Here is a 13,200-nt window from a genome sequence, read left to right as displayed (position 1 = left end):
TCGTGCAATCTCCTTGTCCTTATCGCTGGCAAAATTACCAGAGCCACGGCCAAACTCCCCAGTCTCAGTAAACAGCTCAATCCACAAAGTTAATACATTTGTAGTATGAGAAAATAAATTTTCCTGACTTTTTTGCTTACTAAGCTCTTCTTGATAATAATTTCTGAAAATGTCAATTTTATTTTGAGATATTGAATATTCTTGAAGTGTCTCGTCCATTGTCATTGGAAATGTTTGAAAGAGCTGCTCTAAAGTTGTTGCAGAATTGAATTTAGGGAGAATAATACGCATTACTTTTTTGTAACTGGGAAAACTATCAACTAAAGTTCCATCTATATCGAATAATACTAATTTATAGGTCATTTTTGTACCTTTCTTGGAGATTTATTTTGTTCACTTAAGTAAATTAAATATTTCTTCTTTAGAATGTGACTTATTTAATGTGTCTAACCATTTTGGGTTTTGAATTTTCTTAAAAATTATTGCTAAATTTTCTAGATGTTGTTCTTTATCTATTGGAGCTAAAGCTATTATTAAGCGTATTTCTTTCGGTTGGTAGCCATTAACAGTTAGAGAAATATTTTTGTCAGTACTCAGTATCGAAATCCCCATTTTTTTTACACCATCGTTCGGTGCAGCATGGGCAAGAAAAACTCCGTTACCTAAGAACATAAAGGGTCCCTTTGTATTAGTTAAATCAATGATTTTTTCAATGTAGTTATTAGTTACGCTGCCATTTTGTCTTAAAGGTTTAAAGGCATCTTTTATTGCATCAGTCCAATTGATTGATGTAGAAAGCTTAGTAATATTTTGGAGTGGAATAATATCTGGTTTTTGAATTGGAAATGCTGGTTTATTTTTTGAAGAATTAACACTATAAGCTTTGAAATAGTTATTTAAGGCATTGCTCAAGCCATCGCTATCTTCAATGCGGACATAATCACTAATGATATCAATAATGGTCTCAACTTGAATATTAGAATTATCAGTATTACTAAATGATGAATTTAATTCTTGATCAATATTTTTAAGATTTTCCTGTGTTAGTAGTGGTGATACTTTGATAAGTGGGACTGGTTTGGTAGGTTCTAAGCTTATGGTCGAAACAATTAATTTCACATCATCAAGTGGACAATTATCAAATTGAAAACTACTTAGAGGTTCCGAAAAACTAACATTAGGATATCGATTAGTTAATTGGTTTTTCAAAAGTGTAGAAGTACCAATACCGCTGGAGCATACAATCAATACGTCAGTGTCCCAATTTCTTGATCTGTTCATGTCTTGCAATTGTCCACCAAAATAAATAGTAATTAATGAAATTTCGTCATCAGATAATTTTTTATTTATGAATTTTTCGAAGGGCGTCACAGCATATTTTGTGAAAATAAAAAGTTCGTTGTGAGATGATACGAAATCATTTATATCAGGGTGTGCGTAATTAATTTGTAAATTTGTTCTGTATAAAGTGCTCAATAGATGTGTTGTTAAAGATAATTCTAGAGAGTTTGATTCAATGTTTGACCCAGAGATTGAATTAAACTTTTCAATCATTTGATGTGCTATCTGTTGAACTTGCTGCGTTAACTCATCAGAATCATTGATTTGTGAAAATTGGATAGTGTTAATAATTTGAGATAAAAACAAAGATTCGTACTTATTAACAATGTCAAATTGAGCTAGTAAAGTGTCTGCCCAACAAACTACTTTTTTGGACTGAGATGCATAGCTGTCAGGTACATCGTTCAGATTGTTGCTAGTGTCCTTGACGAATGGAAGCAACCAAGAAATAAATTCAGTTAAAATTTCTATAGCATTTTCTGTAAAATAATTACCAGATTTTGTTTCCAAATCGTGTAAAGACTCTTCAATTGTTGCATTGGTGTCTGCATCTATATTTATTAACTTGTGAATCGGAGATAGTCTCGTATTTAATTGTTCCAAAATCCACAGCCTGCTTGATACAGAAGAACCAGTAAGAATTTTACCTTGACGACGCTGTTCAACATTAAGATTTCTCTTTTTTAGTATTTTTGTAACGGAAGTAATATCTTCTATCGCGGTATGACTAGAGATGTTAAATTTGGTCATGCAACTACGATTTGAAATCATTCCGTGGTTTATTAAATCCCAGATAATTAAAACCTGTCTATCATACTTGGGTATTTTATTATACGTTTTAGTTAATTCTAAATTAATAGAATTTTTAGTTTCATCAGTTAAGTAATAGCCGACACCTTTTAAGCTAGAAATGGAATCCAAGTTGTTTGCATTTAATTCCACATTAATTTTTTTAAGGGTATAGAAAACACTTCTTCGAGAAATTAAAGCAGCGTTTTGAAGGTCATCAACTGTCATATATGAGTCGTTGTTAATTAATAAATTCAATATGGTATTTGCATGCTTTATTTGTGACAAATTTAACATAAAATTACCTCAATTCATTTTGATGTGCAATTATTGCACTTGTACAAGTGCAATTATTGCACTTGTAACCGTTTTCAGCAATAGCTATGATGATATCAAGCATAAAAAAAGAGAGCGAGGTGGTTCTAAATGCTGACAGATTTACTGACCAGTAACACAATTCAGATTAACGAGGGGAGTGATTTATCTTGGGAAGATGCAATAAGGTTATCGGCTAAACCACTTGAAAGTAGCGGATTTATAAATCAAAGCTATGTTGATGAGATGGTAAGTATTGTAAAGTCGAAAGGACCATATTTCAACATTGGACCAGAAATTGCTCTTGCACATGCTCGTCCGGAGGCAGGTGCAAATAAAATTTCATTATCTTTGTTAAAAACTGATCATGAAATTAGTTTGGTGGATGAAACGCATCCAATCAAATTGTGGTTTGTGTTATCTGCTACGGATAATAATAGTCATCTAGAGCTAATACAAGAACTGATGACTTTATTAATGGATAAACAAAAAGTTCAACAGATGTGCGATTCCAAAAGTGTAGAGGAATTGAAATCAATCGTAAATGTTTAAAAACGGAGGGAAATATTATGAAATTTTTAGCAGTTTGTCAAAGTGGATTAGGTAGTAGCTTTATGGTTCAAATGAATATTCAACAAATTTTGAAAGACGAAAACGTTGATGCTGATATCGATGTTAGTCATTCAGATGTTGGTAGTACTTCTGGAGATTCAGCTGATTACTTTTTTGTTGAATCAACTTTAGGTGATGTATTAGGGAACGTTCCGGCGGAGAAGTTAATCTTACTAAAAAGTTTGATTGATAAAGATGAAATTAAAGAACATGTAAATACCATTTTAGATAAAGAAGATATTGAGCATTCATAAAAATTATTCGTTTATTGGAGGAAAGCATGATGAAAGAAATATTAAATCTTTTTGTTTCAATTGCTACTCAACCGGCAATTTTAGTTGCGTTGATTGCACTTTTAGGACTTGTTTTGCAGAAGAAAAAAGCAACAGATGTTGTTCAAGGAACTATTAAAACGTTTGTTGGATTCTTGGTTCTGATTGGTGGTGCCGGAATATTAAGTAATTCGCTGACACCATTTGCTAAAATGTTCAAATTTGCACTGAACGTGCAAGGAGTTGTACCAAGTAATGAAGCAGTGGTAGCAATCGCACTTGTTAAATATGGATCAGTAACAGCACTTATTATGTTAGTTGGTATGATTGTAAATATTGCTTTAGCACGGTTTACACGTTTCAAGTATATCTTTTTGACTGGTCAAGCTATGTTGTATGTGTCATGTTTAACCGCTGTTATCTTAGTTTCCGCAGGTTTAGGTAGTGGTTGGCAAACAATTTTATTAGGTGGTTTATTTGAAGGAACATTATTAACAGTTACTCCCGCTCTCTGTCAACCATTTATGCGTAAGATTACAGGCGGAGACTCAGTTGCCATGGGTCACACAGGTAATATTGGGTATGCGCTATCAGGTTGGATTGGTAAAACATTTGGTAATTCTAAAAAAACTACCGAAGATTTGAACATTCCAAAGGGACTAAGTTTCCTACGTGATTCGACTGTTTCAATTACAATTTTAATGTCTATCGTTTATATTGCCTTAGCTTTTGCAGCTGGTCCTCATTTCATTGAAACAAGTTTGAGTGATGGGAATAACTTTATTATTTACGCATTAATTCAAGCCGGTACCTTCTCAGCTGGATTCGTAGTTGTGCTACAAGGTGTTCGTATGATTTTAGCTGAAATCGTACCTGCATTCCAAGGTATTGCACAGAAATTAGTACCAAATTCAAAACCAGCTTTGGATGTTCCAATTATTTTCCCATATGCACCTAATGCTGTTTTAATTGGATTCTTCGTAAGTTTTATTGTTGGAACAATTAGTATGTTCATCATGATTGGAATGAAGACGACAGTTATTATTCCTGGTGTTGTCGGGCACTTCTTCTGTGGAGCCGCCGCAGCTATCTATGGTAACGCATCTGGTGGGCGTCGTGGCGCTATCTTAGGATCAGCTGTCAATGGTATTTTGATTAGTTGGTTACCATTATTAGTATTGCCAGTATTGGGAAGCTTAAAAATGGCAGCATCAACCTTTGCTGATACCGATTATCTAGTCCCTGGTATTTTACTTGGGAACTTAGGCCATTATGGAGCCGCAGCTGTTATTACAGGTATTTTAGCGTTTGTACTTGCAGTTATTATAACAAGTGTTGTTTTAACATCACGTGAAAAGTCAGTAAGTAAAGTTGCTGATAAATAATTAGTAGTTTTGATGGTATTCGGAGGATAGAAATGATTAATTTGGAAAAGCAATCAAACAGAATCAACACGTTTAACGAAGAAGACAAACATGCCGTTAATGCTGTTAGGATGTTAAGTGTGGACATGATTCAAAAGGCAAACTCCGGTCATCCTGGTATTTGCTTGGACGCTGCACCAATGGCATATGTATTATGGAATTACCATATGAACGTTAACCCAAAAAATCCTACCTGGATAAATAGGGATCGGTTCGTCCTGTCGGCAGGACATGGATCAGCACTGTTGTATAGCCTACTTCACTTGAGTGGTTATGATCTTCCTATGGATGAATTGAAACAATTTAGACAACTTGGATCAAAAACTCCGGGTCATCCTGAATTTGGTCATACGGTGGGTGTTGATGCAACGACAGGGCCATTGGGCCAGGGAATCAGCATGGCGGTCGGAATGGCAATGGCAGAAAAACATTTGAGTGCCGTATATAATCATGAGTATAATTTAATCAATCATTATACCTATTCCATGGTTGGAGATGGCGACCTAATGGAAGGAATTAGTCAAGAAGCTATCAACATTGCAGGGAAAGAACGTTTAGGTAAGTTAATTGTTTTGTACGATTCGAATGATGTCACGCTAGATGGACCATTAAGTAATGAGTCGGTTGAAAGTGCAGAAATGAGATTTAAAGCTGCTGGCTGGAACTATCAGCGTGTTGAAGATGGTGAAAATCTAGAAGCAATCGACCGTGCAATAGGTAACGCAAAGACAAATGAAAAGCCTTCAATTATTGAAGTAAAAACAATTATTGGATTTGGATCACCTCAATCCGGAACTAATAAGGTTCATGGAGCAGCATTAGGTGAAGACAACGTTGCAGCGACACGTCGCCAACTTGGATATAATTCAAAACCATTTGAAATTGATTCAAGTGTATATGAATCATTTAAGAAATTGCAAGATCGTGGAGAACAGGCCGAGGTCAAGTGGGCAGAACTTTATGACAATTTTAAATCAAATGATAATCTTGCTGGTCAATTTACAACTGAAACAAGTCCTCAAATTAATGTTAGTGATAAAGTGATTGCAGATTCAGTTGGTAGTTCTGTTGCAACACGAGTAGCCAATTCATCAATAATGCAACAAATTAGTGAGGAGAATATAAACTTTTGGGGTGGCGCAGCAGATTTATCATCAAGTAACAAAACCCAATTGTCAGATAGTGGACGTTTCTCAGATACTAATCCGGAAAACAGAAATATTTGGTTTGGAGTTAGAGAATTTGGAATGGGTGCTGCTTTGAATGGTATTGCATTGCACGGTGGCACAAGAGTATTTGGCAGTACATTCTTTACGTTCTCAGATTACATGAAATCAGCAATTAGATCTTCTGCCTTACAAGGTTTACCTGTTACCTATGTATTTACACATGATTCTATTTCAGTTGGCGAGGATGGGCCAACGCACGAGCCAGTTGAACATCTAGCAGCACTACGTTCAATGCCACACGTGAATGTTATTAGGCCTGCCGACTCAAATGAAGTACTCAGTGCTTGGAAGTATATTGCCAAGCAAACATCAGAGCCTAGTGTTTTGGTACTATCAAGACAAAAATTACCAGTTTTAAACGAAACTTTAAAAGGTGATGTTTCAAAGGGTGCTTATGTTGTTTCACCCGCAACAACTAATTCAGCGGATGGAATTTTGATAGCCACTGGATCTGAAGTTCAATTAGCACTTGCAGCTAAGGAGATGTTAAAGGAAAAGTCTTATGATATCTCAGTTGTTTCAATGCCAAGTATGGATATATTCAAAAAACAAAGTGATGCATATAAAGAAGCAGTTTTACCATTTACGGTAACCCGACGAATTTCAATTGAGATGGAAAGTACATTTGGTTGGGGTGAATTTGTGGGATTAAATGGGAAAAGCGTTGGTGTTGATACTTTTGGTGCAAGTGGTGACGGATCAGCAGTAATGAAAGAATTTGGATTTACGCCAGAGCGTGTTGCACAAGAATTTGAGAAGTTATGGAATAAATAAGTATCGATTAGTTGAGATAATAAGATGAGGAGAACTGATTATGACACAAGATGAATTGAAAAGCCTTGTTGGTAAAGAAGCTGCTAAATACGTTACAAATAACACAGTTATTGGATTAGGAAGTGGTACAACTGTTGGTTTCTTAGTCAAGGCGATAGCGGCTAAATTTAAAGAAGAGAGCTTAGATGTGACTTTTGTGTCATCATCAGAGAAGACAGCAAGTTTAGCAGAGAGTCTAGGATTACACGTTGTTGAATTTGACGATGTAGATTCAATTGATCTTTCCTTTGAAGGTGCTGACGAAGTTGATGAAGATTTAAACGGAATAAAAGGTGGAGGAACTGCACTATTAAGAGAAAAAATTCTTGCGAACAATTCAGATGAAACTATCTTAATTGTAGATGAGAGTAAGGTAGTAAAAAAATTGGGTAAGTATCCATTGCCTGTTGAAGTAAATCCGTTTGGTTTGAAGCATGTTATTAAAGCATTAGCTAAACTTGGATTAAATCCAAAACTCAGAACTAATCAGAGCAGCGCTATGGTAAAAACTGATTCAAAAAATTATGTTGTAGATATTTCTTTAGATGCTGTAAAAAATTCAGATAAGTTTTTAGCAAAATTACATGATATCGCTGGAATTGTGGACCACGGATTAATAACGAATTATTGTGATACAGTGTTAGTTGGAACACAAACTGGTGTAAAGGTACTGAACAAAAGTAAATAGTTTACTCAAAGAAAGAAGAAAGCAGTCATTGCTTTCTTCTTTTTGATTTAACTCAAATATTCCTTTGCGATGTCTTGATAGATGTCTATAAAGTTAAAGTACATTTCCTTTTCAACATATTCATTAATCTGATGAACAGTTTCGTTGCCAGGTCCAAAAGCAATAAATGGAAAATTGTCAGTCTTACCCCTTAATAAATTTGACGCATCTGTAACTGGAGCGATTGATGAGGTTGGTATATTGTTTCCAGTATATTTTTTCCCTACTTTTTGGGCTAGTTTAGCTAAACTTGAAGATGGGGTGACGTTTATAGACTTTAATGACATGTAAGTATCCAATTTTATGTTTGCTCCCATTGAGTTTACCTTGGCGATAAGTGTGTTCATATTGTCTTCAACCATTAAATTGTCAAATTCTGGTATCGTTCGAGCATTGATTTCAGCAATAGCCATTTCTGGAATTGAGTTTACTTGTGTTCCAGAATTGAAAATCGTGGTATTGAAGGTAAAACTACCTAAAATAGCATCTGATTTGTTATAGGATCTAAAAGTACGATTTGCATTAGATATTAAATCAATTAATGGATCGATTGCGTTGTATCCTAGTTCAGGCATTGAACTGTGTGCTGTTTTACCTATCGAAGTTAACCGCATGTCCATTGACCCCTTGTGTGCATGAACAACTTCATAACCTGATAGTTCACCAATTACAAGAGCATCAACGTTATCCATGTAGCCATTTTCATAGAAATATTGTGACCCTGGTTCACCAACTTCTTCACCAATCGTCGCCAAAAATTCCAAAGTACCATTTTGGATACAATTATTGGCATTTAATTCGATTAACGAGATTGCCATCGCTGCTACACCTGATTTCATGTCGACAGAACCGCGACCATATAATTTTCTTTGTTTCTCAGTTAATGTAAACGGATCACTATTCCATTTTGACTTGTCAACAATGTCCACAACATCTAAATGAACTGCATATCCGAGAACTGGTTTTCCATGTCCAATTGAAGCAATTAGGTTAGATCTACCGGGTATGACCTCGATTAATTTGGACTCTATGCCATATTTTTTAAATAGGTTGGATAAGTATATAGCCACTTCTTTTTCGTTGCCGTTAACTGAATTGATTGAAACTAAATCTGAAAGTATTTGTATTTTTTGTGATTCATTGATTATACTCATAAATATCGCTTCTTTCTTAAATTAAACGCAAAAAGCTATAGTGAATTTTCACTATAGCTTGATGTACTTTAAATTGTATTTTTACCTGCAGGCCATTCATTTTGTTCAACAAAAGGCTCTGTTGTTTGTTTTGAAATAAAACTAAAGTAACGGATTTTATTACCCCATTTTGAAGCATCATCAAACGACATCGAACGCAGATTACGATTATCATACGTGAAAGCGTATAATACTTTATTTTTGATATCATATCCTGCGGTGTATTGTGTCCAAGCTATCAATGTATCACTATCCGTGTTAATCCTTAAAGATCCTTTAGGTGTATTAACGGTAGTTAGTAATTGAAAAATCTGGTTCATAGTTTCATTGTCATCTACATCAATTGACATTAATTTTGAAAACGAAGCTCGTAAAAATCTGGATTCTGGCTTATAATCGGCGGGGATACCGACTAGTCCACTAGTTTGCTCGCCTAATTTTATTTGTTTAATTGACTCTGAATCATCAAAAGAATATGCACGGCTTGTTGTTCTTTCAAGCCAAGTTTTTAAGTTATTTAAGTGAAAGTCGAAAGTAGGGGCATTGGTGAAAACACCTAAGGGATTATCATAAATTTTAAAATTATTTTCAACAGATGGTTCAACTACAATTGAGCGTCCCGTTTCATCGTGTAAGACGACATGCTGAGGAACTGACATGCCCATCATTGGCCCATCCTCGTTTGTGATACCAATATCTTTACCAAGATTTGTGATGATGTCATCAAGAGACTTGTAATGAGTTAATATCCAAGTGCATAGTTCTTCACCACGAATGGCAGTTTTACCACTGGCTTCAATTACAGAAGTGTTCGAATATTTGAAAAAATGATCGAAGTAAAACGAACCTCCACAAATACCGTAGTCATTGATGCCGTCAAGTAATACCGGCGACTTGTGGATATCCTTAGCCCAAACAATACCCATAACGTTTAGTTCAGTTGAAAATGGAGTAAATGCTGCTTCAAAGGTGTATCCTTTTGGAATTTTGACACCTGAATACTCAAAATGTTGCTCGAAATCTTGGGTACGACCCCAAAAAGGATTTCCTTGATTGCTGATAAGTTCAATACCTGTACACATGGTAGACTCCTTTCATTGAATACAATCTGTTGAGGGTCAATTTTAATATTTAATTTCCTAACTCACTCACTGCAACATGTTTTTTAGCAGAAGGTATCATTGCAACACCAGCACCAATTAAAGCTACAAGAGCTCCAAGAACAGTAAATAAGTAAACTTGAGATCCGAGTTGCGGTACCAACCAGTCAATTAAAATTGAACCTACTAATTGTCCAGCAGTTGAAGCGAGTCCTAGGAGTAAAAGACCCAAGCCACGTACAAGAAGCGCCATTAATGCGATGGAAGCTAAACCTAAAGGTCCGCCTAAATACATCCACCACGTTGTAGGAAAATCAAACGAAATTTGTCCCATTAATACACGAACTAAGAGTACACCACCAAGAATACAGAAACCAACAATAAAGTTCCAAGTAATCGATACAAGCATCGATCCCGTTTCCTCGGCGACAGCAGAGTTACCAGCAGGTTGCCATCCGGCTAACAAACCGCCGACAAAAGGTAAAATAGCTAAAACGATTACCTTAGGTGCTGACCAACTTGGTAAAACAACTAAAATTGTTGCAACGATTGCTAGGACAGCTCCTAAAATACGAGCAAAGTTAAATGGTTGCTTTTCTGGGACTCCAATTCCAAGACGATCACAAATCAATCCAGAAATAACCATTCCTGATATTAACGTGGTTTGAAATGTTGCAACACCAAGAATAGAGGCGGTTGCTCCTTCAGAAAAGACAATCACAGCACCACAACATCCAGCAAACCAGTTCCAAAGTGGAATTTTACGAGAAGCAATTTTTGAGGGGATGGATGCAAATTGTTTTCTAGTTGATTTACGAGCAAGAATAATAACTGCCATAACAACAAGACCTGAACCAAATGAAATAACTGACGATACATTACCGTCACCAACTAATTTACCAACTTGTCCGTTAACTGCTGACTGCATTGGAGAAAGCATACCAGCTAAAATTGTTGCAATAACTAATAACGGAATAACCACTGTTTTTTCTGTGTTACTTTTTGAATCATTTGCAGGTTGAGAATTATTCATTTTAAACACTCCATTCCTAATCAAAAGAAACTACCAATTAATGTAATTGAAGATAAAACTAATTTTTAACTCAAATCTCCAGAAAGCCAATTAATACAACGTGAAAAGAATTCGCCATAATTATTCCACTGCATGAATTCCTGAGTTGCCCAATGTGGTGCAATGTCAGTAGCATATGCCAAAGTCTTTCCCTTGCCCGCAGTACCAGTAATTAGCAAAGGTGAGGAATCAACGGTAAGTAGAACAGAACTATCCTTTTTTGGGATAAGCTCTTGATATCCTAAAATCGGAGGAAAAGCACCGAGATCAGAGCTAATTGAATTATTCATATTTTCTATTGGGTTTAACCCTTGGGGGGCTTCAATACGATCATCATAAGGCAAAATTTCAACCGGTAGAATATCTTCAATGGGAGTTTTATGATAATGAGCTTTTCCTTCAAAGCCGCTGAAAGACAAGTAACCGCCTGCCATCATTAAAGATCCACCGGCAATCACCCAATCCTTTAAAAGTTGTAATCTATTTACAGATGGATTTCCTCCAGCGAAAACACCATCAGACAGTGCGAATGAATTTGAACCTATGTCAGAAAGAATAATAACTTCATATTGATTTAGTTCATCCATGGTCCATGGAAAATGTTCTGGGACATCGTGTGCTCGCAAATGCGTAACTTCGTGATTCAATTTCTTGAGAGCAGCTAGTAAATCAGCACAACCGATTTCCAATTTAGTACTTGTAAAGGAATCATAACCTTTATATTCAGTTGTTGTTGAAATCCATGATTCTCCAGCTAAGAGTACTTTACTCATGATAATCCTCCTAATAATTTATTAATAAATCGGTCTAGGCAAAGTGCGTTAAATAAATTGCTAAACCGCTTTATCATTTCAAAGGAATAGTATCATGATATTGTCAAAATGTAAACGCCTTTATGAATATTTAAATTATTGTTGTACATAAAAAAAGGTTTATGGTGAATATATTTTTACTTATGAACAGAAAACGGTTCCATAAATTAAGAATATTAACAAAATGAAATTGGTGAAGTTAATTAATTTTTTTATTAATTAGAAACAGATTGCGATATAATTTATGTAATTAATATCTCTTTTTGAGAGGATGTATCATTCATGAAATTAACAATGAAAGACATTGCCAAAATGGCTAATGTGTCTATGACAACTGTTTCGCTAGTTCTTAATAACAAAAAAGCTAGAATTTCTCAAAAGAAAATAAATGAAATCAAGAAAATTGCTGCAGACAATAACTATATTCCTAATTCATCTGCTGTTTCATTAGCGACAAACGAATCGAAGACTATAGGGGTAGTAGTACCAAACATTGGGAATCCATTTTATTCTCTCTTATTGAAAGCTATTAGTGATGCACTTAAGAATCGTGGCTATTATGCATTGATTATCAATACAAATGATAATCATGATGATGAATCACAGCAGGTTCAAAAGTTGATAAGTAGAGGCGTGGATGGAATACTGCTGGTACCATCAAATGATTTATTTAGTCAAGGAAGCACGGTTGTAACGGAATTCTTGAAAGATATTTCGTTACCATTTGTTCTCGTCAATGCGGAGACCAAATTAAAAATAAATCAAATAAATTTTGATAGTGTAGAAGGCGGTTTTTTGGCGACACAATTGTTAATCCAAAAAGGTCATAAAAAAATTGCGATTATCACAGGTGAAAAAGGATACGTGAATGCTGATGATAGATTGAAAGGTTATAAAAAAGCCCTGGAACAAAATCACATTAATTTTGATTCAAACCTTGTTTTTAGAGGTAAATATGATATTCAAAGTGGAAATGAGAACATTACAAAAATAATTAAGGATACCGAAGCAACCGCTATTTTCTTTTGTAACGACTTGATGTTATATGGCGCAATGCAAAAAATGAATCAGCTTAAGCTAAATTTATTCGATCGTTATTCCATCATTGGTTACGATGATACTTTCTTTAATGAAATTTTTAATCCTGAAGTATCGTCAGTTAAGCAAGACGTAAACAAATTAGGATCAGATGCCGTAATAATGATGCTAGACGTAATCAAAAATAAAGTAGTTAATCAATCTAAACTGAGGGTAGAAGTTAACGACAGAGAATCGGTTAAACAGCTTTAAATATCTGAGTAATATGTTATGCATGGGAGTATTTATTGATGACAACACTTGAGAAGAAAATTAGCGCGGTAGCAGGAATTCAAACATTGATGATGGGGATGTTAGATGCATTTACCTTTATCCACTTTGCTGGATCTGGTCCCCTGTCAATAAAATAGACAATTTAAATAGAGACTTTTTTGTCCTATGCCACGACTAAATTTTGAATTTG

The 13,200-nt window shown here is 35.1% G+C and carries 12 protein-coding genes; 6 read left to right on the top strand and 6 right to left on the bottom strand.

The window, feature by feature from the left end:
* Together FFM59_RS10210 and FFM59_RS08460 are read right to left on the bottom strand one after the other, a co-directional pair.
* Window positions 1-363 (bottom strand): HAD family hydrolase (locus FFM59_RS10210; RefSeq protein ID WP_170175972.1); only part of this gene is annotated, 363 nt, incomplete at its 3' end.
* Window positions 364-393: 30 nt separating this feature from the next.
* Entirely contained in the window at window positions 394-2,358 is a 1,965-nt protein-coding gene (locus tag FFM59_RS08460) for a BglG family transcription antiterminator (RefSeq protein ID WP_170175971.1), read from the bottom strand.
* Window positions 2,359-2,556: 198 nt separating this feature from the next.
* Between FFM59_RS08460 and FFM59_RS08455 the strand changes: the two genes are divergently transcribed.
* The 5 genes from FFM59_RS08455 to rpiA are packed head-to-tail and all read left to right on the top strand — an operon-like array spanning window position 2,557 to window position 7,483.
* Window positions 2,557-2,997 carry a PTS sugar transporter subunit IIA gene (locus tag FFM59_RS08455; protein WP_137602603.1) on the top strand — a complete coding sequence of 147 codons (441 nt, stop codon included), beginning with the start codon at window positions 2,557-2,559 and terminating at the stop codon, window positions 2,995-2,997.
* Window positions 2,998-3,014: 17 nt separating this feature from the next.
* Window positions 3,015-3,311 (top strand): PTS sugar transporter subunit IIB, encoded by a 297-nt coding sequence (locus FFM59_RS08450; RefSeq protein WP_137602602.1) that lies wholly within the window; start codon window positions 3,015-3,017, stop codon window positions 3,309-3,311.
* A 29-nt stretch (window positions 3,312-3,340) separates the two neighbouring features.
* Entirely contained in the window at window positions 3,341-4,714 is a 1,374-nt protein-coding gene (gene ulaA, locus FFM59_RS08445) for a PTS ascorbate transporter subunit IIC (protein ID WP_137602605.1), read from the top strand.
* 32 nt (window positions 4,715-4,746) lie between these two features.
* Window positions 4,747-6,756 carry a transketolase gene (tkt, locus tag FFM59_RS08440; protein ID WP_137602601.1) on the top strand — a complete coding sequence of 670 codons (2,010 nt, stop codon included), beginning with the start codon at window positions 4,747-4,749 and terminating at the stop codon, window positions 6,754-6,756.
* Window positions 6,757-6,796: 40 nt separating this feature from the next.
* On the top strand, window positions 6,797-7,483 hold the full coding sequence (gene rpiA, locus FFM59_RS08435; protein WP_137602600.1) for a ribose-5-phosphate isomerase RpiA: 687 nt from the start codon (window positions 6,797-6,799) through the stop codon (window positions 7,481-7,483).
* A 47-nt stretch (window positions 7,484-7,530) separates the two neighbouring features.
* Here the strand turns inward: rpiA and FFM59_RS08430 are convergent, their stop codons facing one another.
* The 4 genes from FFM59_RS08430 to FFM59_RS08415 all read right to left on the bottom strand — a co-directional run bounded on the left by FFM59_RS08430 (window position 7,531) and on the right by FFM59_RS08415 (window position 11,660).
* Entirely contained in the window at window positions 7,531-8,676 is a 1,146-nt protein-coding gene (locus FFM59_RS08430) for an ArgE/DapE family deacylase (RefSeq protein ID WP_137602599.1), read from the bottom strand.
* A 68-nt stretch (window positions 8,677-8,744) separates the two neighbouring features.
* The gene (locus tag FFM59_RS08425; protein ID WP_137602598.1) at window positions 8,745-9,797 is read right to left on the bottom strand and encodes a linear amide C-N hydrolase; all 1,053 of its coding nucleotides are present in this window, start codon (window positions 9,795-9,797) and stop codon (window positions 8,745-8,747) included.
* 49 nt (window positions 9,798-9,846) lie between these two features.
* A complete protein-coding gene (locus tag FFM59_RS08420) occupies window positions 9,847-10,848 on the bottom strand; it encodes a DMT family transporter (protein ID WP_137602597.1) in 1,002 nt (333 codons plus the stop codon).
* 65 nt (window positions 10,849-10,913) lie between these two features.
* On the bottom strand, window positions 10,914-11,660 hold the full coding sequence (locus FFM59_RS08415; protein ID WP_137602596.1) for a glutamine amidotransferase: 747 nt from the start codon (window positions 11,658-11,660) through the stop codon (window positions 10,914-10,916).
* Window positions 11,661-11,981: 321 nt separating this feature from the next.
* Between FFM59_RS08415 and FFM59_RS08410 the strand changes: the two genes are divergently transcribed.
* On the top strand, window positions 11,982-12,989 hold the full coding sequence (locus FFM59_RS08410) for a LacI family DNA-binding transcriptional regulator (RefSeq protein ID WP_137602595.1): 1,008 nt from the start codon (window positions 11,982-11,984) through the stop codon (window positions 12,987-12,989).
* The last annotated feature ends 211 nt before the right edge of the window (window positions 12,990-13,200 follow it).

The organism is Paucilactobacillus nenjiangensis, from assembly GCF_005405445.1.
Classification (GTDB): domain Bacteria; phylum Bacillota; class Bacilli; order Lactobacillales; family Lactobacillaceae; genus Paucilactobacillus; species Paucilactobacillus nenjiangensis.
This window is presented reverse-complemented; position numbering and strand designations above follow the sequence as displayed.

Excerpts from the sequence above, each read along its gene's own strand:
- FFM59_RS08460 (WP_170175971.1), bottom strand. The coding sequence starts at position 2,358 with ATGACAGTTGATGACCTTCAAAACGCTGCTTTAATTTCTCGAAGAAGT.
- FFM59_RS08455 (WP_137602603.1), top strand. The coding sequence starts at position 2,557 with ATGCTGACAGATTTACTGACCAGTAACACAATTCAGATTAACGAGGGG.
- FFM59_RS08450 (WP_137602602.1), top strand. The coding sequence starts at position 3,015 with ATGAAATTTTTAGCAGTTTGTCAAAGTGGATTAGGTAGTAGCTTTATG.
- ulaA (WP_137602605.1), top strand. The coding sequence starts at position 3,341 with ATGAAAGAAATATTAAATCTTTTTGTTTCAATTGCTACTCAACCGGCA.
- tkt (WP_137602601.1), top strand. The coding sequence starts at position 4,747 with ATGATTAATTTGGAAAAGCAATCAAACAGAATCAACACGTTTAACGAA.
- rpiA (WP_137602600.1), top strand. The coding sequence starts at position 6,797 with ATGACACAAGATGAATTGAAAAGCCTTGTTGGTAAAGAAGCTGCTAAA.
- FFM59_RS08430 (WP_137602599.1), bottom strand. The coding sequence starts at position 8,676 with ATGAGTATAATCAATGAATCACAAAAAATACAAATACTTTCAGATTTA.
- FFM59_RS08425 (WP_137602598.1), bottom strand. The coding sequence starts at position 9,797 with ATGTGTACAGGTATTGAACTTATCAGCAATCAAGGAAATCCTTTTTGG.
- FFM59_RS08420 (WP_137602597.1), bottom strand. The coding sequence starts at position 10,848 with ATGAATAATTCTCAACCTGCAAATGATTCAAAAAGTAACACAGAAAAA.
- FFM59_RS08415 (WP_137602596.1), bottom strand. The coding sequence starts at position 11,660 with ATGAGTAAAGTACTCTTAGCTGGAGAATCATGGATTTCAACAACAACT.
- FFM59_RS08410 (WP_137602595.1), top strand. The coding sequence starts at position 11,982 with ATGAAATTAACAATGAAAGACATTGCCAAAATGGCTAATGTGTCTATG.